General features: G+C 32.3%; 24 protein-coding genes. 12 read left to right on the top strand and 12 right to left on the bottom strand.

The genetic code is table 11. The annotated features are described in order from the left end of the window. Positions 1 to 245 (bottom strand): ATP-binding cassette domain-containing protein (locus RWN11_RS03300; protein ID WP_314160371.1); only part of this gene is annotated, 245 nt, incomplete at its 3' end. A gap of 717 nt (positions 246 to 962) precedes the next feature. On the opposite strand from RWN11_RS03300, the gene RWN11_RS03295 reads away from it, so the two are divergent. Continuing rightward, entirely contained in the window at positions 963 to 1,397 is a 435-nt protein-coding gene (locus RWN11_RS03295; protein WP_314160370.1) for a MepB family protein, read from the top strand. Between the two features lie 243 nt (positions 1,398 to 1,640). Further along, positions 1,641 to 1,931, top strand: coding sequence for a PspC domain-containing protein (locus RWN11_RS03290; RefSeq protein WP_314160369.1), 291 nt, complete (start codon positions 1,641 to 1,643; stop codon positions 1,929 to 1,931). Positions 1,932 to 1,976: 45 nt separating this feature from the next. On the opposite strand, the gene RWN11_RS03285 is transcribed toward RWN11_RS03290, so the two are convergent. From RWN11_RS03285 to RWN11_RS03275, 3 genes are all read right to left on the bottom strand, one after another. Further along, complete coding sequence (locus RWN11_RS03285) at positions 1,977 to 2,675, bottom strand: N-acetylmannosamine-6-phosphate 2-epimerase (RefSeq protein WP_314160368.1); 699 nt, start codon at positions 2,673 to 2,675, stop codon at positions 1,977 to 1,979. Between the two features lie 19 nt (positions 2,676 to 2,694). Continuing rightward, the gene (locus RWN11_RS03280; protein ID WP_314160367.1) at positions 2,695 to 3,399 is read right to left on the bottom strand and encodes a GntR family transcriptional regulator; all 705 of its coding nucleotides are present in this window, start codon (positions 3,397 to 3,399) and stop codon (positions 2,695 to 2,697) included. 232 nt (positions 3,400 to 3,631) lie between these two features. Next, on the bottom strand, positions 3,632 to 4,495 hold the full coding sequence (locus RWN11_RS03275) for an ROK family protein (protein WP_314160366.1): 864 nt from the start codon (positions 4,493 to 4,495) through the stop codon (positions 3,632 to 3,634). Between the two features lie 197 nt (positions 4,496 to 4,692). Between RWN11_RS03275 and manA the strand changes: the two genes are divergently transcribed. The 4 genes from manA (at position 4,693) to RWN11_RS03255 (ending at position 9,762) form a co-directional block, all read left to right on the top strand. Beyond that, entirely contained in the window at positions 4,693 to 5,640 is a 948-nt protein-coding gene (gene manA / locus RWN11_RS03270) for a mannose-6-phosphate isomerase, class I (protein WP_314160365.1), read from the top strand. A 434-nt stretch (positions 5,641 to 6,074) separates the two neighbouring features. Beyond that, positions 6,075 to 6,953: an N-acetylneuraminate lyase gene (locus RWN11_RS03265; protein ID WP_060913391.1), complete on the top strand. Its 879-nt coding sequence runs from the start codon at positions 6,075 to 6,077 to the stop codon at positions 6,951 to 6,953. A 228-nt stretch (positions 6,954 to 7,181) separates the two neighbouring features. Continuing rightward, positions 7,182 to 8,735: a sodium:solute symporter gene (locus RWN11_RS03260; protein ID WP_314160364.1), complete on the top strand. Its 1,554-nt coding sequence runs from the start codon at positions 7,182 to 7,184 to the stop codon at positions 8,733 to 8,735. Positions 8,736 to 8,931: 196 nt separating this feature from the next. Continuing rightward, a complete protein-coding gene (locus RWN11_RS03255; protein WP_314160363.1) occupies positions 8,932 to 9,762 on the top strand; it encodes an acetylxylan esterase in 831 nt (276 codons plus the stop codon). 256 nt (positions 9,763 to 10,018) lie between these two features. Here RWN11_RS03255 and RWN11_RS03250 read toward each other — a convergent pair whose 3' ends face one another. Continuing rightward, a complete protein-coding gene (locus tag RWN11_RS03250) occupies positions 10,019 to 10,600 on the bottom strand; it encodes a TlpA disulfide reductase family protein (RefSeq protein ID WP_314160362.1) in 582 nt (193 codons plus the stop codon). A gap of 29 nt (positions 10,601 to 10,629) precedes the next feature. Further along, on the bottom strand, positions 10,630 to 11,358 hold the full coding sequence (locus RWN11_RS03245) for a cytochrome c biogenesis CcdA family protein (RefSeq protein ID WP_314160361.1): 729 nt from the start codon (positions 11,356 to 11,358) through the stop codon (positions 10,630 to 10,632). 356 nt (positions 11,359 to 11,714) lie between these two features. Between RWN11_RS03245 and RWN11_RS03240 the strand changes: the two genes are divergently transcribed. After that, positions 11,715 to 12,749 carry a LysM peptidoglycan-binding domain-containing protein gene (locus RWN11_RS03240; protein WP_314160360.1) on the top strand — a complete coding sequence of 345 codons (1,035 nt, stop codon included), beginning with the start codon at positions 11,715 to 11,717 and terminating at the stop codon, positions 12,747 to 12,749. A 332-nt stretch (positions 12,750 to 13,081) separates the two neighbouring features. Here the strand turns inward: RWN11_RS03240 and RWN11_RS03235 are convergent, their stop codons facing one another. The 5 genes from RWN11_RS03235 to RWN11_RS03215 form a co-directional block, all read right to left on the bottom strand. After that, positions 13,082 to 13,396 (bottom strand): SH3 domain-containing protein, encoded by a 315-nt coding sequence (locus RWN11_RS03235; protein WP_314160359.1) that lies wholly within the window; start codon positions 13,394 to 13,396, stop codon positions 13,082 to 13,084. A gap of 117 nt (positions 13,397 to 13,513) precedes the next feature. Further along, positions 13,514 to 13,756, bottom strand: coding sequence for a hypothetical protein (locus RWN11_RS03230; protein ID WP_314160358.1), 243 nt, complete (start codon positions 13,754 to 13,756; stop codon positions 13,514 to 13,516). Positions 13,757 to 13,779: 23 nt separating this feature from the next. Continuing rightward, a complete protein-coding gene (locus RWN11_RS03225) occupies positions 13,780 to 13,932 on the bottom strand; it encodes a YvrJ family protein (protein WP_314160357.1) in 153 nt (50 codons plus the stop codon). A 40-nt stretch (positions 13,933 to 13,972) separates the two neighbouring features. Further along, positions 13,973 to 14,185, bottom strand: coding sequence for a DUF2922 domain-containing protein (locus tag RWN11_RS03220; protein WP_314160356.1), 213 nt, complete (start codon positions 14,183 to 14,185; stop codon positions 13,973 to 13,975). Between the two features lie 17 nt (positions 14,186 to 14,202). Then, a complete protein-coding gene (locus RWN11_RS03215; RefSeq protein ID WP_314160355.1) occupies positions 14,203 to 14,397 on the bottom strand; it encodes a hypothetical protein in 195 nt (64 codons plus the stop codon). 199 nt (positions 14,398 to 14,596) lie between these two features. Here RWN11_RS03215 and RWN11_RS03210 point away from each other — a divergent pair, with 199 nt between their 5' ends. The 5 genes from RWN11_RS03210 to RWN11_RS03190 all read left to right on the top strand — a co-directional run bounded on the left by RWN11_RS03210 (position 14,597) and on the right by RWN11_RS03190 (position 21,765). Next, entirely contained in the window at positions 14,597 to 15,172 is a 576-nt protein-coding gene (locus RWN11_RS03210) for a hypothetical protein (protein WP_314160354.1), read from the top strand. A 277-nt stretch (positions 15,173 to 15,449) separates the two neighbouring features. After that, a complete protein-coding gene (locus tag RWN11_RS03205; RefSeq protein ID WP_314160353.1) occupies positions 15,450 to 16,028 on the top strand; it encodes a sarcalumenin in 579 nt (192 codons plus the stop codon). Between the two features lie 101 nt (positions 16,029 to 16,129). Beyond that, positions 16,130 to 17,260, top strand: a complete 1,131-nt coding sequence (locus RWN11_RS03200) for a nucleotidyltransferase family protein (RefSeq protein WP_314160352.1) — start codon at positions 16,130 to 16,132, stop codon at positions 17,258 to 17,260. A 621-nt stretch (positions 17,261 to 17,881) separates the two neighbouring features. Further along, positions 17,882 to 18,121 (top strand): hypothetical protein, encoded by a 240-nt coding sequence (locus RWN11_RS03195; protein ID WP_314160351.1) that lies wholly within the window; start codon positions 17,882 to 17,884, stop codon positions 18,119 to 18,121. 569 nt (positions 18,122 to 18,690) lie between these two features. Next, positions 18,691 to 21,765 (top strand): SIALI-17 repeat-containing surface protein, encoded by a 3,075-nt coding sequence (locus RWN11_RS03190; protein WP_314160350.1) that lies wholly within the window; start codon positions 18,691 to 18,693, stop codon positions 21,763 to 21,765. Positions 21,766 to 22,055: 290 nt separating this feature from the next. Here RWN11_RS03190 and RWN11_RS03185 read toward each other — a convergent pair. Further along, positions 22,056 to 23,281 (bottom strand): YhgE/Pip family protein (locus RWN11_RS03185; RefSeq protein ID WP_314160349.1); only part of this gene is annotated, 1,226 nt, incomplete at its 5' end.

Genomic DNA, 23,281 nt, shown 5'->3' with positions numbered 1-23,281 from the left:
TGTGCCATATATCCAATATTAGAAAGAATTTCTCTTTTTGGCATTTTGTTATCTAGAACAAGGGCTTCACCTTTATCTGCTTTTTCCATACCGAGCATTGTCTTTATTAATGTTGATTTTCCCGATCCTGATGGACCGATAAGACCGACAATTTCACCTTTTTCTAGGTTGAAATCAATGTTATCAAGGACTGTTTGATCGCCGAAGCTTTTTGATAATGAAGTAATTTGTATTAATTTTTTCATAAGAATTATCTTCCTTTCCGAAGTGAGTAATCACTCACTCTATGATTAAAAAAATATAGCTGAGATTATTTGAGGGATATTAGTTCACCTAATGCTTTTGGAACTGTGGTTATTAAAGAATAGTTTCACGATAGGTGCTAAGAAATATCCCATTAGAAATAAGATTTTAAATCTTCGGTAAGTAAACACTCACCTTATAACCAATATTATAGTGAGTAAACACTCATTTGTCAAGAAGGAAATTTGAAAAATTTTAAAAAGGTATGAAATAAATGGAAGGTTTTTGACAAACCAACATATTTGTTATAACATAAAAATAGAAAAGTCTTATTGAAGTAGAAAAGGCTCTCTACACACTCTTTTATAGAGTACCTGAGATGATGGGTACGCCGTCCATCCTTTAAGATTCTTGTAAAAAATGAAAGAACATTCTTCGGAGTGTTCTTTTATTTTTTAAGATAAGTATTTCACAGATAATATGGTTTTGGAGATATTTATTAAAAATCTTATAATATAAACTTAGATTAGAGTCACCTGAGTATAACAAGTAATATATAGCATATAAATATGATATAATATTTATAAGATCAGAATAATAAAATATGAATTAAGTTTTTAGAAAATAAAAAGATTATAAATCATACGAGGGGGGTATTATACCAGGGGTATGCAGTAATTCAAGTGAAAAAAATTTTGTTAAGGAGGATATATATCATAATGAAAATACTTGAGGTTCTTAATGAGTTTTATGGTGATTTTGAATTCGTAAAAGAAAAGTGGAATGAAAAATATGAAGGTATCCTTATCAAAATAGCGGAAGAACAGGGTTATAAAAGATGTCGTTTGGCAAAAAGAACACCTAAAAAAGAAGGGTATTTTACAGCTTTTTGGCAAAAAGACCAAAATAATAAGAACATTCCTTACACAAACGAAGATTTGGGGAATGAGCTTGTTATTGTTGTGATTGACAACGATAAGAGAGGACTTTTTATTATTCCAAATGAGGAGGCTATCCGTAGAAAAATTCTCTCGACAAAAGACAGTAAAGGAAAAATGTCTATGCGATTTTATCCGCCTTGGAGCGTAAATTTGAATACAACGGCTTTAGAAACACAAAAATGGCAATTGAAATTTTTTAGAACAATTAAATAGCAAGAATGATTTTTTTCTCAATCTAGCAAAAAACATTGAAAAGATTTTTAGCTGATTTATATATGCACAAAAGATTTAGTTTTTGTGCAAGATAAGTATTTTACTGCTGATATTATTTTAATAATATAAACTTAGTTTAAAGTCGCTTGAGTACAATAGTTAATATATATCATAGAAATGTGATATAATATTTATAAAGTCAGAATAATAAAATATCAACAATAAAGTCAGGAGGAATTTATTATGATAGATGGATTAAATAAATTATGGAATAAATTTCTTAATTTTTTAGAAGATAAAGAGATGTATAAATCATACGAAGGAGCTTTAATCTCTGGGGTATGCAGTGGTTTAAGTAAAAGATTTGGAATAAGTGTGAGTTTCTTACGAGTACTATTCTTATTGGCGAGTATTTTCTCATTTGGTAGCCCAATATTGATATATATATTGTTATCGATAATAATGCCGGTAAAACCGACGAAAGAAAACTACAGAAATTCAAGCTATATCGACGGACGTGCTTGGGAAAAATAATATAAAAAAGTTCTAATTGATCAAGTATCAATTAGAACTTTTTGTTTATTTCACTGCATTAATAAATCTAGCTGCGATTTCTTTTGGACGAGTGATAGCTCCGCCAACTACTACGCTGAATGCCCCTGCGTCATAAGCTGCTTTTGCTTGATCAGGGTAGTGGATACGACCTTCTGCAATTATTGGCACAGAAATAGTTTCAGATAGCTTTTTGATAAGACCTAGGTCTACTTCGTTCGGTCTATCTTTTGTATTTTCTGTATAACCACTTAATGTAGTTCCGACAAAATCAAGACCGATGTTAGCCGCATTTACACCTTCTTCGAATGTAGCAATATCTGCCATTAAAAGAATGTCAGGGTACTTAGCTTTGATTTCTGCGATAAAATCATTGATTGTTGTACCATCAAAACGCGGGCGTAAAGTACAGTCTAAGGCGATTATTTCACAACCTGTTTCTACAAGAGCATCTACCTCTTTCATAGTTGCTGTGATAAATTGTGACATACCTTCATAACTTTGTTTAATAATTCCGATAACAGGTAGGTCAACTGTTTCTTTGATTTGAACTATATCAGTAATTCCTTGTGCACGAATACCAACAGCTCCAGCTTCTTTAGCAGCAAGAGCCATAAGTTTCATAACACCACCTTCTTCAACGTAAAGTGGTTCACCTGGCAACGCTTGGCAAGAAACGATAATTCCGCCTTTAATTTGGTTTAAGATTTTTTCTTTTTTATTCATAGTTAACTCCAATCAGAGCTTAATCTTTAATAGTTAAGCTGTAGTATTTGTAATTTATATAGATTTTTACATATTCAAAAATTTTACCGTCTGCAAAGTAGGTGTACCTATCAAATTCAAAACAAGGTTCACCATCTTTTGCGATAAAGTTGGCAATTTCTTCAGGAGTATCAACTATAACTTGCATATATTTTTTAGATTTTTCTTGGTGAATATCTATACGATATTTTTTTCTAATCATAGTAGCAAGTTCTTTAAAACTGTCGATATCGTCAAGGTTAACATCAGGTAAATATTTAATTGGAATATAGTTAGTTTGATGAGCCCAAGCGACATTACCAATATATTTTATACGAGCTACTTTTAGAAGTTTTTGATTTTTTAATTTCAATTTAGCGCAAAGTTCTTTGTCTTGAATAATCTCAGCTTCGATAACTTCAGAATGCTCAGATACTGATTCTTTGAAATGTTTATGGAAATTGTTGTTTTCTGTAACGAAGACTTTTTTATTAACTAGGGTTTTGTTTACGAAACTTCCCTTACCTTGAATTCTAAAAATATATCCTGCTGATTCTAGTTCGTTAAGTACACGTACGGCAGTAGTACTACTAACATTATATATTTCTTTTATCTCTTTTTCTGTATAGAGCTGTTCACCTTCTTTAAAAATACCAGTTTGTATTTTTAAGATGATGTCATTTATAATCTTTTCGTATTTTTTCAAGTTGATCCCTCCTCGATTTAATATTAAATATACTTATCAAAATTTAATGTGTTAACTTAAATTTATATTATCACTTATGTAGGACTTTGTAAAGAAAAAACTTAAAAAACATTAGAAAAAAATTTAAACGGTTGCAAAAATTATAAATTAACTTAGAACAGAGTTTGAAGTTCTGTTGAAAGATAGAAACCCTCCTTACTATTTAAGTAAAGAGGGGATAAAGTTCAATATTTTATTTTTCTACAAATGGGCTAATAGCTCCGTATAGAGCTGCATCATTTCCTAATTCAGCTGCTAGGAATTTAGTTTGGTTGTTTTCGATTGGGTGAAGTTCACGTACTTTTGCTTCTAGTTTATTTAATAAATAATCTCCTTGAGCAGAAACAGCCCCACCGATTACGATATACTTAGGATCTAGGATACATAGTAAGTTAACAATACCACGAGCAAGTTCGAATAACCATTCATCTAGTACTTTTAGTGCAGTTGTGTCTTCACGTTTACAAAGATCGAAGAATTCGATAACACTAATTCCTTCGTACATTTCGGCTTTGATTTTTCTATCTAAAGCGATAGTAGAAGCACGTTGTTCGTAAGTAGTTTTAGTGTCGAAATCGTAAAGAGATTGTCCGATTTCACCTACACCGAAGTTAGATCCGAAAGGAAGACTAGTAAGGAAGTAAGCTCCGCCGATTCCAGTTCCTAAAGCCATACAGAATACTTCATCTAAACCTTTTGCTCCACCAAGCCATTGTTCACCAAGTAAGGCACAGTTAACATCGTTATCTGCGTATACTGGAATACCTAGTCTATCTCCAAAATCACGTTTGAAGTTAGTTCCAAGATAGTTCTTAATAGTTGGAGCTGAACGAATAACTTCCATGTTAACATTGTCGATAACACCAGCCGCAGAGATACCAGCTGCAGAGAAGTTATAGCTTTCACGGATTTTGCTTGCGATTCTGAACATTTCATCAGTAATTTTTACAGTTACATTGTCAGGTGTTTTACAAGTTTCGTAATGTACGATTTTGTAGTTATCATCAATTACAGCAAATTTAATACTTGTTCCACCAATATCAATACCTAATAACATAATATACCTACTTTCTAAATAAAGACATTCTTATCTTTAATATTAATGATTTTTTAAATTTCTATACAACGATATATTACCATAAAATTAATATTTTGAAAACTGTTTCTTGTAAAATAATAATAGGTATATGCTGTATAAAGAAGAGTAATTAGTGTATAATAAATTTGAAGTTAGTATAGTTTAAGGAGAATAAAATGGATAAAATAGTTTTTTTAGAGCCTGTATTTTGTGAAAGAATCTGGGGTGGACGTAATTTAGAGAAGTTTGATTTTTCTATCCCACAAGGAAATATTGGAGAAGCGTGGGTTATTGCCGCCCATGATAACGGTAGTTCAAAAATAAAAAACGGTGAGTTAGCAGGTTTAACATTAAAAGAAGCTTATGAGAAACAGCCTACTTTATTTACTGAGAAAGTGTATGATAAGTTTCCATTATTAATTAAAATTTTAGATGCTAGTGATAATTTATCAGTTCAAGTACATCCTGAAGACGATTATGCGCGTGAAAATGAGAATGGTGAACTTGGTAAAACTGAATGTTGGTATGTACTGGATGCTAAAGAAGGTGCAAAGTTAGTATATGGACATACTGCTAAAACAAAAGAGGAGTTTAATGATAAAATTAATCGTGAACAATGGCAAGAATTGTTTATAGAAGAAGAAGTAAAAGCGGGAGATTTCTTCTATATTCCAGCGGGAACTCTTCATGCGATTGGAGAGGGAATACTAATATATGAAGTGCAACAAAATTCTGATACGACATATCGAGTATATGATTATGATCGTGTTGATAAAGATGGCAATAAACGTGAACTTCATATAGAAAAAACAAAAGATGTGACGAAAGTTCCATTTGAAAAAGTTACTACAAGCCCTAAAACGGAAAAATTAGAAGGGGCTACAGTAACATACTTAGCAGATGAAAAGTACTTCTCTGTGTTTAAAGTCGAAGTAGCAGAACAAGTTTCCCTAGAAAAAACTAGAACAGGAAATCTATTTACCGTCCTTAATGGTAGAGGAAGTGTAGAAATAGACGGTAACATTTATGATGTGAAAAAAGGAGATAGTTTTATTTTAACAACTGATTGTAGTAACTACACATTAAAAGGAGAAATGTTCTTAGTAGGAAGTTATGATAGATAGGTATTAAAAGTAAAGATAATCAATTTAATGTTAAATTTTTTGTATTTAGTTGTTACCTGATAACGTTCGATTTAAAGATTTTTAAGTAATAAATAAAGGCTAACAGAAGCGACCGCATAAGTCTGATTTTTATAAAATGATGACTTGTGAGTCGTTTTTTATTTTTTAAAAAGAGGAGTTTAATGTATTAAATAGAGACAATAAGACTAGACGATAGATTTACATATACTATATAAGTGTCAACTAGATTAAGTATTATTATATAGTGTAAACATGATAACAGCAGCAACAGTTAAAAGGTTTTCAAAAAAATAGAGTTTTTTAAGTTTTTTCTATTGACAAACTAAAGAAAACGTTTTAAAATGTAAGTGTATTAAAATTTAATGTGTTAAATAAATGCATAATATCAAAAACAAATAACGGAGGTTATTATAATGAAAGATTTAAAAGGATTATATTCGGCTTTGCTTATTCCATTTGACGAAAATGGTGAAGTTAAAGAAGAGGGGTTAAGACAGGTTATTGAACATAACATCAATGTAAGTAAAATTGATGGGTTATATGTCAACGGAAGTAGTGGGGAGAACTTCTTATTAAACACTGCTCAAAAGAAACAAATTTTTAAATTTGTAAAAGAAGTAGTTGGGGATAGAGTTAAACTAATCGCTCAAGTAGGATCTCTAGATTTAAATGAAGCGGTAGAATTAGCTAAATACGCTACAGAATTAGGATATGACTCATTATCAGCAGTTACTCCATTCTACTATCCATTATCATTTAATGAAATCAAACACTACTACAAAACAATCATTGATGCTACAGATAATAGCATGATTCTTTACTACATTCCATTCTTAACAGGAGTTAAAATTAGTTTAGATCAATTTGCTGAATTACTAGAAGACGAAAAAGTTATCGGTGTTAAATATACTGCAGCAGACTTCTATCAATTAGAAAGATTCAGAAAACGATTCCCTAACAAACTAATTTGGTCTGGATTCGATGAAATGTTAGTTCAAGCTGCTATTACTGGAGTAGATGGAGCTATCGGTTCTACATACAACGTAAATGGACAAAGAAGCCAAGAAATCTTCAGACTTGCTAAAGAAGGTAAAGTTGCTGAAGCTTACGAACTTCAACATGAAGCAAATGATGTAATTGAAAAAGTATTAGAATTAGGATTATATCAAACTCTTAAAGAAATCTTAAAAGTTAAAGGTATTGATGCAGGATACTGTAAACAACCTATGAAAGTATTTGATCCAGCTAAATTACCTGAAGTAGAAAAATTAGTTAAAGATTATAACCTATAATTTTTAAAAAATAAGGGGTAAATATAGGGGGAAAGAAAGAGGATGACAAAAAAGTCCTAAATTATAAAAAGTTTATTTGAGAGCTTATTGTCGTAGTAATCTATAGCTAGCTAATAAACTTTTTGAGGATAACCCGACAAAATCTCGTTTTTTAAGAAATCATGATTTTTGAATCACTCCTCTTTCTAGAATATTAGTAAATTTAAAAAGTATAAAGGAGGAAGTATCATGGATAAAATAGGATTTGGTACACTTAACAGTATAGTATTAGCAGTTTATCTAATAGCTATGCTAGCTATAGGGGTGTATTTCACTAAAAAAGCAGGTGAAAGCACGGATGAATTCTTTAAAGCTGGAGGAAATATTCCATCTTGGGCAGTAGGATTCTCAATTTACGCAACAACATTATCTGCCATTACATTTATGGCAACACCGGAAAAAGCATTTAACGGGGACTGGACATATGCAGCAGGGAACTTCTCAATTATCGCAATTATTCCGATATTGATTCACTACTATGTTCCATTCTTTAGAAAATTAAATGTAACGACAGCATATGAATATTTAGAAGAACGTTTTAATCCTAGTGTACGTGTAGTAGGAAGTGTGTTATTCTCACTATTCCATATTGGACGTGTAGCTATCGTTATTTACTTACCAACAGTTGCAATTACATCAGTATCGACACTTAACCCATTCTTAGTATGTGCGGTTATCGGATTACTTTGTGTAGTTTACTCATTCTTAGGAGGGGTAGAAGGAGTTATCTGGACAGACGTTATCCAAGGGATTATCTTACTTGGAGGAGCTGTTTTAGTAATTATCTTAGGTGCATACCACGTAGGTGGATTTGGACAAATTACTCAAGATGCTCTAGCGAATGGTAAAATCGTAACTGCTGAGAAATTCAACTGGTCATTAACAGCATCAACTATTCCAATTATCTTCATTGGATCAGTATTTAACAGTTTACAACAATACACAGCTTCTCAAGACGTAGTTCAACGTTATAGCACTACTGAATCTGTAAAAGAAACTAATAAATCAATCTGGACTAACGGATTATTAGCATTCATCTCTATTCCAATTTTCTACGGAATGGGAACAGTTTTATACAGCTTCTACAAAGGTAGCCATGCTGTAACAAAATTACCAGACTTCATGAACGCTGAAGTAGTAGGTAAAGCAGCTAATACAACAGCTTTAGTACCTTACTTCATCTTAACAGCGCTACCTGCAGGGGTTGCTGGATTAGTTATCGCAGCCATCTTAGCAGCAGCTCAATCAACTATCGCATCAAGCTTAAACTCAATTTCAGCTTGTATCACAGTTGATATTAAACAACGCTTCTTCGGTTTAAGTAAAGATGCTAAACAAGACGTTCTATTAGCTCGTATTATCATCATCGTAGCTGGTGTATTAGGAACAATTGCAGCATTATACTTCGTAAACTCTAACCAAAAAGAAACTTGGGATTTATTCCTTAAATATATTGGACTTCTAGGGGTACCTTTAGCTGGTACATTCGCACTTGGTATCTTCACTAAACGTGCAAATGGAGCTGGAGCATTATTAGGATTAGTCGTTGCAGGGCTTGTATGTTGGTACATTCAAGACTTCACAACTTATGCTAAACAAAGTCCATTCATCTTCTCAGGATTCTCATTCTTAAGTGCATTAGTATTCGGTTATATCTGTAGTTTCTTCTTCAAATCTACTAAAAATATTACTGGTCTTACTATTCACACTAAAGATCAAGAATACGTAAAAGAAGCAAAATAATAAGTACGGCTTTTAAATAAAACATAACAAATTAAAAACAATCCTTAATTCAAATATGGGGATTGTTTTTTCTTTTGTTCCGTCTTTATCAAGTATGCTCGTTTTTTAAAATCAGAAGACTAGAATGATTTGCTATTCTTATAGTCTGTAATGAGGTATAATTGTATTGAAATGCTAATCCTAAGAAGGTGAGAAGATGATATTAGAAAAAGAAAGAGAACTGAACTATAAGATTACTGTAGTAAGAGACGATGATGATATTCAATTATTAACGTTAGAGTTTGAAGCGATAGATTATTCAAAAATTTTTGCAGAAATCGTTATGAAAAAAATAGATGGTAGAGGGGTAATATTAGAGTTTCCAGATTATGAAGAGGCACCGAGAGGTTTTTTAGGGCTTATGAACTATTATGCTTTAGGGTACAGTGCTGCAACATTACACATTAGAGGAGACAGGGGGAGAAGTGAAAATAGACAGCCTGCCTCAATATACTTTCCTTTTTTAAATAATAATAAGGACGAGGAGTTATATTATAATTATGTCTATCAAGATGCGATTGATTTAGTGGATATTCTAAAAAGAGAATTTCCGAGTTTAGAGGTGAACATTATTGCTAAAGGTCAAGGAGCTGCATTAGGAATCATGGCTTCGGCGGTCGGACGAAAGGTAGCTAGATTATTTATCTCAAATATACAAAACTTTGATTTTAAATATATTTTTGACAATAATCTTGATTTTGGAGTTTATGATGGAATAAGAGAATATGCTCGTAACTATCCTGAAAAAGAAGAGTACTTATTAACGAGATTGGAAGAAATAGATGTGGTGCAGTATTGTCAGCAAGTAGATGCGGAGGTCTATTTTGGATATTCAAAATTAGACGAAAAGAATATTGTTATTGATAAAAAGTTAGAAAATATATTTCAACTAAAAGAAGTTACGATCTTTGAGTGTGAAGAAGAGAATCTTCATGTGAAGTTGTTGGAAAAGTGGTTGCTTAGAGATTTGAAGCGAGTAGTTGAATAGAATGAACTAAAAAAAATCCGAATCCAATAGTTATATAAATTTATAGGAGACATGAAGTCTTCATCTATAAGGGGCTGATAAAAAGGTCCTAAAATGTAACAAAGTTCAGATGAGAACTCATAGACGCAGTGGTTTATTGATATCTAAATTCGCTTTATAAAAGCTTTTTAGATATCTAATAAACTGTGCGGGAGTGACTCGACAAAATCTTGTTTCTTAAGAAATCACGATTTTTGAGTCACTCCCGGATTTTTTATTATTTAAGTTTTTCTATTTCTTTAGTTAGTGATTCTTCGGTAACTGCGCCGGCGATTCTAGTTTCAAACGTACCATCACTATTGATTAAAATGTGAGTAGGGAATGAACGAATTGCGTAGTTTATGATGAAGCGGTCGTTAACATCGAAAAGAACAGGATAAGTTGCACCAAGTTCTTTCGCTTTTTTTAGAATTACATCTTTACTTTTATCTTGAGGACTTTGGTTTTTGAATTCTGCATCGTTAGGAGAAGTCATAGATAGAAAGACGATATCTTTGTTATTTTTATATTTTTGATACACTTTTTCTAATTCTGGAATTTCTCTCATACAAGGTCCGCACCAGCTGGCCCACATATTGATGTAAACTTTTTTACCTTTAAAGTCACTAAGTTTTACAGTTTTTCCATCTTTGTCCATTGCTGTGAAGTCGTAAGCTTGAACAGCTTTATTTTCGTTAGTAGAAGATGTCGTAGTTTGTTTATTTGTTTCTTCTTTTTTCTCTGAAGAGCCAGAAGAACATGCATTTAAAATTAGAGCACTACTAAGAAGAGTTGCACTAAGTATCGTTAGTTTTTTCATATTATTTTCCTCCAATTCAAATCACAAGTTTAAGAAAAATATCTAGTTAAAGTGATAAATGATCCACTCAGGATTAAGATACCGATTAGGATAAGGATAATACCTGAGATAACTTGTGTATATTTTAAAATGTTTGTATGTTTTTTGAATAATTCTAATAATTTTGAAGCGAAGAATGCAACAAGGATAAATGGTAATATAAATCCTAAGCAGTATGCAAGAATTAAAAGAACACTCATTATTCCAGTATGACTAGATGCATACAAGAAAACACTAGCTAAGATTGGTCCAATACATGGTGTCCAAGAAAAGCTAAAAGTGAATCCCATTAAAAAAGCAAGAATCGGAGTAGTTTTATTTCCTTTTCTCTTAACTTTGTTTTTAATTGAAAATTCTTGTTTTAAAAATCCTATCTTAAACACGCCTAGTTGTAATAATCCCATAAAGATGATTAAGATACCACTGACGATTTGCAATGTTTTAATATTTTCATTTAAGAAAACACTAATAAAACTTGTTGCAAAAGCTAGGATGAAAAATGTTGAACAAATACCAAAAACGAATGATAGTGTATTTGTAATAGTATTACGTTTGTTGAAAACTAGTTCTCCGCATTCGTTCATTTCTTTTTTTCCTGCAAGAATACCGATATAGATAGGTAGTATAGGTATTACGCAAGGAGAAAGAAAAGAAAGAAGCCCCTCTAAGAAGACGAGAATCATCTTTAAGGCAGAGCTAGCAGTATTAAAGTCTGTCATAAAACCCCCTTGAAAATTAAATTTTTAATTACAAGTTTACTATATAATAAAAACGTTTAAAACGCAATTGAACTGCTTATAGAACGTCGTTAATATTACGAATCTTGCACAATGTAACAGAGAGTTATCGTTATTATTACAAAATCGTTACAAACCTTGAAAAAAGTGATATTTAAACATATAATGATAGTATGTCAAAATTATATAACGAAGTTCAGCAAAAGTTGAATGAGGTTAATGACACTTATAGTTTAGAAAAATAGTTTATAGAAATTAAAAATTTAGAAATTAAAACAGTATTTATTATAGATAAATGAGTCACTTGACTCGAACCTAATTTAAGGAGATAAAAATATATGAGTAAATTACAAAAATTAGTAGCCGCAACGGCAATCGTATCGACAGTAGGAGTTGGGTTAGCGCAAATTGCAGACGCTGATACATACACAGTAAAAAAAGGTGATACTCTTTGGGATATCGCAGTAAACAACGGAACAACTGTTGATCAACTTATGCAAGATAACAATTTAACAAGTTCATTAATCTTCCCTGGAGATAAATTAACTTATAACACAACAGTAGCTCAAGTAGCTCAAGCTAAAGAACAAGGATACTACACAGTAGTATTAGGAGATACTTTAGGAAAAGTTGCTAACAGATTCGGAGTTTCAGTAGACGAACTTGTTAAATTAAACAACCTTTCAAATCCTAACCTAATCTACGTAGGAACAGTATTAAAAGTAGATGCAAGTGCAGCGAAAACTGCTGAAGTAACAGTTCCAAAAGCGACTGTAGTAGAAAATACTGCTGAGAAAACAGTAGTTAAGGTTGATCCAGTTCAAACAGTTGCACCAAAAGCAGCTGCGACAGCTGCACCAGCAAAAACTGAAACAAAAGAAGCACCAAAAGCTGAAGCTAAGAAAGAAGCTCCAGTAGCTACGCCAGCGGTAGCAAAAGCAGAAGAGAAAGCAGTAGCTACACCAGCAGTTGCAACTGCAGCTCCAACTGTAACTGCTAAAACTCAAGCTCCAGCAGCGGCGGCAACAACGCAAGTTGCGTCTTCAAACAAAGGAGCAGCAATCTACCAAGCTGCATTAGCTCAATTAGGTACATTCCAAGATTGTACATTATTAGTAACAAATGCTCTTAAAGCAGTAGGGATTAACTTCCACGACTGGCCAGCAGGATACATGAGCTTAGGAACTGTAGTTCCAGCATCTCAAGCTCAACCAGGAGACCTAGTTTACTATGCAAATGGAGGAACAGGATTAGCACACATCGGTGTTTACGCAGGTAATGGACAAGCTGTTCACGGTGGATGGTTAGGTAACCAAACGGTTCTTAATACTGCAAACTTAGGTAGTGGACCAGTTTATATCCGCGTTAAATAATTAAAGAATTAAATAGAAATAAGCGATTGGAATTTCCAGTCGCTTATTTTCGTTTTAGATTTAAAATGTAATGGGAGTGACTCAAAAATCGTGATTTCGGAGAAATCGATTTTGTCGAGTTACCCCCGCACAGTTTATTAGATATCTAAAAAGCTTTTATAAAGCGAATTTAGATATCAATAAACCACTACGTCTATGAGTTCTCATTTGAACTTTGTTACATTTTAGGACTTTTGGGTCAGCCCAATTTTCCGATGAGTTATTTCAATTAGTTTGATTTGTTTAGTTACAGAATTTCCAACTAGTTTCTTAGTATAGCAAATGAGTCGCCATTACTCAAAAATTCCCCAACAGCTAGTTCGTTGTGAACCGTTATGAGTTCCAATAGCCATATAGTGACGTTCGCCCGAATATGAAATATAACTAATCCAAACGAAACCTTCTTTAATTACATAGCTATCATAGAAGACTTGTTCGCCTTTGTGATAAACACTGACGATTTTTCCAAGTTTGCTAGGTTTAGTTCTAACATTGATAGAAGGTACATTTACGGTGAAACGCCCATTTTCAGGTACTCGAGTCCATTCCTCATTAGAATCATAGCAAGGTCTAATAAAACCAGCTAGATATGTATCATCACGGCTCATAATACGAGCAATACCTCCACGTTCAGGTGTTCCGTCAACATTTTGTTCTACAGATGTGATGATATCGTCATCTACATCTATAACAATGCCGACATGTCCGAATTTATCCCAATTTCCTCAGTGCCATATTGCTATATCCCCAGGCGCAATTTCAGCATCTCCTTTGTAATATCTTTTCCAACCGGGTGGAATGGGATTAGTTAAATAATCGATAGCATTTCCGTAAATTTGAAAATCTGCAAAATTTTTTACGTACGCCATAGTAAGGTCGACACATTGTGCGCCGTACATACCATCCATATCTATCCATTTATAGACGTTATCTTTTGCCCAGTTTACCATTGTTTGTTGACTTGTCATAATATTTACTCCTTTATATTGATTTATTCTTTAATATTTAGCTTTGTTTCTATAATACGAGTAAGATCATTTAAACTTTTTCCTATATTTTGAAGAGTATTATCTAATTTAAGTAGAAAAAATACTGCAACAAAAATAGGAAATCCTACAGTATTGATGAAATTTAGTATGTCCATAAAAAAAGGTGCGGTATGAACCGCACCTCCCTCCCTTCTATTATTGAAGTTCGCTTACTTCACGAGTTGTGTAAGTAGCTTTTTTAAAAGCTGTAAGAGTATGTTTAGCGTTATTTAATACTCTAGTGTCGACAATTTTTTGAGCGACAGCTTCTATAGTAGCTTTATTTAAATCATCTTTTGGATATGCCAAAGTGATGTGATAAGTTTTTTTGTTATCTGTTGCGAAGTAGATGTTTAATTTTTTTTCCATTGTTTTTTCCTCCTAAATTATAGTGATTCTTTAGTGCTAGTGACAATATCTTCAATATTCTTAGCGATTAATTTTTTTAATTCTTCGCCAACTTCTTTTAAAGCGTTGTCCTCGGCGTTTGGAGCAACTTCAAAGTTATAACTTTTAACAATGTGTTTATCTCCCTTTGGTTCGTTGTAGTTTAAATGTAAAACTTTTCTTAAAATTTTCATAGTGAAATCTCCTTTTTATTTTGATATTTATGTCTTTGGCCTCTGACATTATATATATCGAAAAGGTGGACATGTTTTTCTCAAATGATAAAAATTTATTTAAATTAAATTTAATTTTAATAGATTATAATTATAGAAAGTAGTGGAAATATGTAAGAAATAGTATTATAATATATTAGGAACAAAGGAGGGAAATACAATGAAAGATAATAGATTATTGAAAGTATTATGGGGGATTGTGTTGGCTATTTTCTTATGTAGTGCTTTATTCATAGGTATAAGTTATTTTACAGGTGGGGATAGCTCTAGTAGCAAGAAAAAAGACAACGAAACTACTTCATCATCAAAAGATAAAGATAAGAGCAAAGATAAAGAAAGTTCAAAATCTAAAACGAAAGAAAAAAGTGATGAAGAGAAATATAGAGAGGCTAAAGAGTCTAATAATGGCAATAATTCCTCTTCTACAAATTCATCTAAATCAGAAAGCAATAAATCAAATAATAGTAATAAAGCTGTAAATAATACTAATAATAATAATAATAATCGTAGTAATAATGATAATGCAGCAAGTAATTCTAATAAAGAAGATAAAAAAGAAGTAACGGAAGCAAATGGAGGAGCAACATCTCCAGGAACATTTAGTAATACAGCAGATGCACATAACTATGCGAAAGAAGAGATAAATAGATTAGCAAAAGAGAATAAAAAACATTATAGTTATGTATTAGAAAGAAATAATAAAAACGAAGTTGTTGTTAAAATAACAGAAGGTTAATAGTAGAACTCATAGAACTCTAGAAAAAGTAATAATCTTCCAAAATTTGTTCGAATTTTTTGGAACTATTACCAAGAGTGCTATGGGTTTTTCTATATGAAAATGATAAATTCTTAAACTAGTTGACTAAAGTTATTAAATATAACTCATAAGATACAGAAAGTGATAATATCTTAAAGGGAGAAAGAAGATAGGGAGAATATATATCTGTAAATCTTCGCAAAATACAATAAGAAGTGGTATAATAGAGAGTAAGTGTGAAAGAGGATATAGAACAATGAAAAAAAATAAACTCACTAAAATTTTGGTATATAGTGTTTGTTCGTTGGTTATTGCGGGTGTTATTTTTTTAGCAATCAGTTATTTTGGTAAGGAAGAGGAAGTTCAGAAAAATGATTTATCTCAAAATACCCAAAAACAGGAACAAGTAAATCGTTCGAAAGATAGCGAAGATAATAATAAGGTTACAAAAGAACAGGAACAAAAAACAGAAAATACTGAATCACTAGGAAAGAAAACTAAACAAAGTGAAACAAAAGATATAAATCGAAACAAGGGAGAAGGAGTTTCTAATATACCTAAAGTATATGAGTATAAAGGAAAAAAATTATCGCATTTAGAAGGGGTTGGAACTACTGGTAAGATTTTTGGATCTCAAAAAGAAGCGTTGGATTTCGGAAAAAAAGAAGTTAAAAGACTAGTAGATGAAGATAAAAAACCAAGACAATTCGCTATTAGTAAAGTTGTCTCGGAAGATGGAAGACTGGTAGGATGGACTGTTGATATTTTTGAAGATAATAACGAAGAAAAGATAGTTTCTAATTTAAGGGAAACTACAGGAGAAGATAGAGGATAATAAATAAAGAGCGAGAGGCTATTCGGTACTTAGTGTACTGAGTGAGAAACTCGCTATCTTTATATATTTGTATATAAAGAGTAAGAATGTGAGGTGAAAATATGCGGATAGGAATAGTTGCGGAATTTAATCCGTTGCATAGTGGGCATAGGTATTTAATAGAATGTGCTAGAAAAATAGCCGATACTAATAATGGAGAAGTTGTTTGTGTGATGAGTGAATTTTTTACTCAAAGAGGGGAAGTTGCCATTGTAGATGGGTATACTAGAGCTGAGGAAGCTGTAAGATGTGGTTGTGATTTGGTTATTGCTTTACCTTATTTAGGAAGTGTAGCGTATGGAGATGATTTTGCTAAAAAGAGTATAGAGATACTGTCAGGAGCAGGGATAACCCATCTTATTTTTGGTACTGAAAACACGGATGTGGATATTTTCGAGGAAATATACGCAAAACAGCAAAATACTTTACAAGAAGAATATAAGAGGTTGATAAAAAAAGGTTTAAACTTTGCCAAAATTAATAGTCTTTTATATGGACTAGAAAAGAATAATCCGAATTTTAGTTTGGCATACAGCTATTATAAAGCAATAAAAGATATGTCATTAGATATACAGATGGTTCCTATAAAAAGGGAGGGTCAGGGGCTTAATAGTTCTGATGTCACAGAGCAAAAACACCTTAGTGCAACTGCTATAAGGGAAAATTTAGAGGATGAGAGGATAGAGAAATATCTTTCGAAAGAGATGTTTTCTGTGTTGAAAAAAGATAAAATAGCCTCGGAAGAAGAGTTATTTCCGTATTTAAAATATAAAATTCTGTCATTGGGTAAAAAGGGAATAGAAAAAATTTATGATGTAAATGAGGGATTAGAAAATAGAATTTATGAAGTGGTGCTAAAGGCGAATTGTTACAGTAATTTAGTAGATTTAATAGCGACTAAAAGATACAGCAATAAAAAAATTCAAAGGGTGTTACTTCATATTTTAACAAATACTACAAAAGAAGACTATGAGAGATATTTTACCACTAATCAATTCAGGGTGTTGGCTGTGAAGAAAGATAAGGCGGCTATGATAAGGGAAATTAATAAAGCAGGGAAGATTTATCTTAATCCTCTTTTGAATAGTAAAAATAGTATGTGTTTTGAACAAGATATTAAAGTAGCAAGAATATATGAATTGATATTTAATAATAAGGATATTTTTAGAGAAAATATAAAAATAGTAGATTAAGTTTTAAACAGAGGATTTTTTTGATGAGATGCTCTGTTTTTATTTTTGTATATAAGAGATAAAATAGCTTGCTAATCTATAAATAATGTAGGATTATAAGTAAGCGTCCAATAACGAGGTATATTGAATAAGAGGGAGTAACTCGAAAATCGTGATTCGGAGAAGCAAGATTTTATCGAGTAATCCTTTTAGGATTTTACCCTGTATATTACGGGTGGTATCCATTTTTTGTCAGAATGAGGAAGGTTTGTAAGCGATGAAGGGCTATTTGTTTTATGTCGTTATGAGAAGTATTTCTTAATGGAATTTGGTGTGTGATAGTTTTGAGGGGGAGGTTAAAAGAGAATTAATGACATTTTAGGTAAGAATGTAAAACACGATAGTTATTCTTCAAGAGTCGAGGTGTGAGAGTAATCTCAGCCTCGATTTTTGCATTTTTGGTTGTATATTAGAATTGATTAAAAGCGGTTCTTTGTCATAGGTGAAAATCGCTTTAGAAATCTAGGTGGCATTTGCTGCTTAGATTTTTTCAATTCAGTAACGTATTTTAGATAGTGTATGATATGTATTAGACTAGCTTTTTTTCATGATAAAATAATTTATAATTATTAAGCGTGATGAATGGATATGAACTTTCTTCTTAGTGAATTGGACTCGAATCCTAATTTGGATATTATTGGTTCGAAAGTTATAGATGCTGAAAGTAAGCTTCCAGAAGGAATAAGAAGAAATGACTTTAACAATCTTTCAGGAGAAAAATTATGGTTAGTGTTAGCATACGAAAATATTTTCAATCATGCTACGGTCATTTTCAAAAAAGAAGCTTATGAGCAGACAGGAAAAGTGCGTTTCGGAATTTGACGGATTTGAAGATTGGCATTTGTGGGTTTGTATGGTAACGAAAGATAATGCTTTGGTGCTAAATATAGTAACAGAACATTACACAAATTATCAGATTCCTATAAAAAATGATGATTTTTAGAAATAGACTAGCAAGGAGTTGTGGTTTAAGATTGGAAGATGTAATGAGGTAAGAGATAAAATTAAATTCATAGTTTATAAACGAGATTAATTATATTATAGAAAAGTAATGAAATTAAAACTGGTTCTTTTTTGAAAACTAGAAATCTGAATTTTAAAAAAATAACAAACATCCTTAGGATATTTCCTAGAGATGTTTATCTGTATATACAAAATTAATTGGAGTGAAGGAACTTGAGTATATTGTTAAATAATCCTATGTAGTTGCTTAAATCTAGCTGTTGTGATAGAATTAAGAAGAAATTATATAAGTTAATTGGAGATTTTTTTGAATTATATTATAATAAAAAAAATTCAAATTTAACAATTTCTTATTTTAACAAATTATTAAAAGTAAATATATAAATTCATATGGTATATATTTTATAGTGTAAGTGTAGGAGATAGTTATGTTTAGAAAAGAGAGTAAAGAGAAATTCTCGTTAAGAAAATATAAAAATGGTCGAACTGACTCTAAATTAATAGGGGCGATATCTATATTAGGTTTAGCGATATTTGCTGGTGGAGGAACTGCTTTTGCGAATGTGACTTCAGGTGATCAAAGCGAAGCAGTAATTATTAATGATATAGAAAAAGTTCCTTCTAGCGCCAAAACAACCTTTACAGATGATCGAAATCCCGGTAAGAAAGTCACAGTGGATGCAGTTATAGGAAATGCAGAAAGATTGCCGGAAAAAGCAAATGAACATTTGGGTGATCCTGATGGGACAGATAGAGTTAATTTTTCAAGAAAAGCTACGGTTAACTATTTATTAGAAGAAGATCATTCTAAAATAACAGAGTCTAAAATTTATGAAGAAAAAGGAAATGTTTATACAAATTATGATAAAAAAGGTATTTCATACGATACGGATGGTAAAGCTTATAGAGGCTCGGGAATAGAAAGAACTGGTGATGAAATTAATAAAGATACTGGTGGTGGATTCCGCCTTGAAGCTAATAACAAAGAGTATCAATTAGTTCGCTCGGAAATAGTAGATGAAGAAAAGGCAGTTTATGAAAAAACTCGTTTTAATGATATAGAAGCTTCAGTTTCTCCAGAAGAAATGCATAATTATTTAGGAGAAATTAATTACGGAAAAATAACTGGGAAAGTCTACTTAGTAGAAGAAACAACTGAGGGTCATTACGGAAAATATGTAGAAGCATCAAACATCAATAGTGATGAAGAAGCGGTGAATGCGTGGAGAAACGGACAAACCACTGCTAAAGACTTCACAAAAGAAAATGTAACTCTTAAGGAAGGTGATACAATTCTTGTGATGGATCGAGATACGTATGCTCATGGGAGTGGTGGTAGAAAGGTTCATAGAACCGATTATCGAAGAGAAAAAGTTGCAGCAACACCCGCTTATGATAAAGTAGAACCATTTGAAAGAGTGGACTATCTTCAAGGGAGTGTAAGTTATGCTTTTTGGGATCAACCTATAAATGGTGAGTATCCAACAATAGGTGAAGATGAAATGTTTGGTACTGCTGATGATGGTAAAGTATCGTTTAATAAAGAGACTGTTCTATTTTATTCAAATGCTGATAAGTGGTACCCGACAGGTTTTGGAGATTTAAAAAAACATAACTTTAAAAAAGAATCTTTAAAAGAAATTATAGGAGTGATGCATGCTGAAGCGTATGCTATTTTAGAATATTTTAATCAGAATACGAATAGCGACGAAGTAAGACAAGATATTCAAGCAAGAAAAGCTAAATTGGATGAAAATATTGCGACTACAATAGAAATGATTAGAAAAAATAACATTAATGTATCTGTAGAGTCAGAAAGAGGATTGATGTTCTCTCAGGATAATAAAGATGTTTTGAAAGAGTTACGAGCTCATATTGAAGCGGGAGAGAATGTATTGAAAGGCTTAACTCTCGAAGTAGGATCAACTAGCGAAACTTTTGATTATTATTATGATGAAAAAAATGTTACGTTAACTAAAAAACAAATAGTCAGATTCGGGCCTTCGCATTCACTTCAATCTGGTTATATTCGTTCTTATCATAGAGATGCGATACCAGAGCATTATAGCGATTGGAAAAAGGATAATGAGGGAGAGGAAAGAGAATTATTTGTTTATCCGAAAAAAGGTGTAGTTACGATTTCTGATGATTTAAATAATATTAATGTTGTCGATACAAATAAAACAACAACAGAGACGGAATTTACTAAGCAGGATGTGACAACAACAAAAGAAGCAGATTATGAAATTAAGGAGCTTATTACACCAATTCGTGCTTATAAGGTAATGGGTGATGGCAGTCCAGTTGTAAATCATTACTATAAAATGGTAGCAAATCGTGCTATGATTCCGTCACTTATTCATGATGAAAAAGTAGGAACGGTGACGGTTCAATATGTATCGAATACTGGTGAAAAGCTAAAAAGTGATGAAATAGTAGCTGGAGAAGTACCGTATGAAATTTCAAAAACCTATGATTTAATTTCAGGAAGGACAAAAGTAGGAGAGGAAAAAGTTTTCGAAAAATTATTGCCGATTTATGATACAACGTCGAAAAGGTTTAACAAGATTATAGCTGATAAAACAGGTTTTACTTATGAATTTGATGCAATTGCCTTTGGTTCTGAGCTTGAAATAGGAATTATTAATAAAGCTCAAACGATTGTTAAATATGTTTATCGCTTAGTGAGTAAAGAAGATCCTAATCCTGTTAAAAAAGAGGTAAAAGGATCGGTAATTGTTAAGTATGTAGATGCCGAAGGTAACGAAATAAAACCAGCAGAAATGCTAGTTAATGATGCGGTTTTAAGAACAACTTACACATATATTACAAAATCTGGAGATAAAGTAGTATCGACCCGAGATGAGGTAGGAGATTGGCACATACCGGATTATAATGCGAAGGAAAAATGGCATGAAAAAATCATAACAGCAGATGGTAAAAATTATGACTATCAAGGAATTCATGCTGTCTCAGATAAATTTAATAACACAACAGCTGAAACAGGTAAAGTAGCAGAAGGTATAACTACTGTTGTTTACCAATATGACCTTGCAAAACCAAGTTGGGAAGTGCCAGCAGACTCTCTGAAAGAGGAAGTCCCAGAATATGAAGGAGGGGTGGCATCAGCAGAGCCGCCAGTATTAGAAGTTCCGGAATTTAAAGGAGGGGTGGCATCAGCAGAGCCGCCAGTATTAGAAATCCCGGAATTCAAAGGGGGAGTATCTCCGGTAGCTCCTACAATATTAGAAGTCCCAGAATATAGATTTTCTGGTTCGGTTAATCGTATTGAACTTATCCCAAATCCTAAATATCAACTTCAAGATACACCGACGGTAGAAAGATTAGAAAGAAATATTGTGACACTCGATAGTAAAAAAATAAAAAAATCTGAACGATTACCTAATACAGGAAGTAATTTGACAGATTTTGAGACTCTAGGGTTTGCTATGATGTTAGCGGGGATATCACTAGCGATAAGACGCCGTCAGAAAGAAGAATAATGATTGTTTCGTATACTATAAATTCTGGTATTGATATTCCTTTCTCCAGCTTTATGGTAAAATTGTAATATATATGTTTTTTGCGAATTTATAAAAAAACGTAATTATGCTGACCAAAAGTCCTAAAATTTAACAAAGTTTATATGAGAACTCATAGACGCAGTGGTTTATTGATATCTAAATTCGTTTTATAAAAACTTTTTAGATATCTGGTAAACTTTGTGGGAGTGACTCAACAAAATCTTGTTTCTTCGAAATCATGATTTTTGAGTCACTCCCATTTTTTTCTACTATTTTGCTAACTTCACAACACTTTTGTTGTTTTTATTGTAAGAGATGTAAGTAAGAGTTGTGAATATTATTCCAAGAACAACTAAGATTAACATAGCATTGTTGTACATTCCATTAGTTAGACCACCAAGAACTGCTTGTCTAACAGCGGTATCACCGTAGAATACAGGTGTGAATGGAATTAAGCCACTATATAGTGAAGGTAACATTTCTTTCGGGAATAATGGTGTAGTTAGAACGAATTGCAATGCTACAAATCCGATGCTAATACCATGACCAACATTTCCGAATGTATATGATAAGAAGTGTGTAATTATCATAAACACTATAGCTGAGATTATTAATCCGAAGAAGTACATTCCGAAGTTTTGTACTTTAAAGTCGAAGAATAAACTCATTGCTGTAACTTCGATGATTACTGCGAAAATAGCGAATGTAGTCATAGAAGCTAAGCGTGTACCGAACAGACTATTTATTGATTCTCCACATTCTTGCTTACGTACTGGGAATAGAATGTTGTATGCCGCAGCTGCAATAAGTAGTCCGAATACTAAGAAGAATGGTGCCATTGCATTACCGTAGCTAGTTTCTTCAGATATATCACTTATATTAGTTTTAATTGGGTTAGACATCATGTCTACATTTTTATCGCCAGTTTTAGCTGAACTTAATTTATCAGCACCGCTAGAAAGTTTTTCGGCTAATAGACCAGATCCATCTTTTGCTTTGTCTAGACCCGCAAGTAGTTCAGGAGCTTTAGCTTGCATGATTGTAAGTGCACCATAAAGTTTCTCAGAACCAGCCTTAGCAGTATTAACTCCATTGATTAATTCAGGAGCTTTAGCTTGCATAGTAGATAGACCTTCGTGAAGTTTCTCAGACCCCTCTTTAGCATTGTTAAGCCCATTGATAAGTTCAGGAGCTTTGGCTTTCATAGAAGAAAGACCATTGTGAAGTTTCTCAGCGCCCTCTTTAGCAGTGTTAAGTCCGCTGATAAGTTCAGGGGCTTTGGCTTTCATAGAAGAAAGACCGTTAGAAAGTTTGTCAGCTCCATCTTTAGCACTATTAAGCCCATTGATAAGTTCAGGAGCTTTGGCTTTCATAGAAGAAAGACCATTGTGAAGTTTGTCAGCTCCATCTTTAGTACTATTAAGTCCATTGATAAGTTCAGGAGCTTTAGCTTGCATATCAGTTAGACCTTGATATAATTTCTTACCTCCGTTAT

Source organism: uncultured Gemella sp. (assembly GCF_963519265.1).
Lineage (GTDB): Bacteria > Bacillota > Bacilli > Staphylococcales > Gemellaceae > Gemella.
Note: the sequence above shows the minus strand (reverse complement) of the source record. Positions and strands in the feature narration are given on the sequence as shown.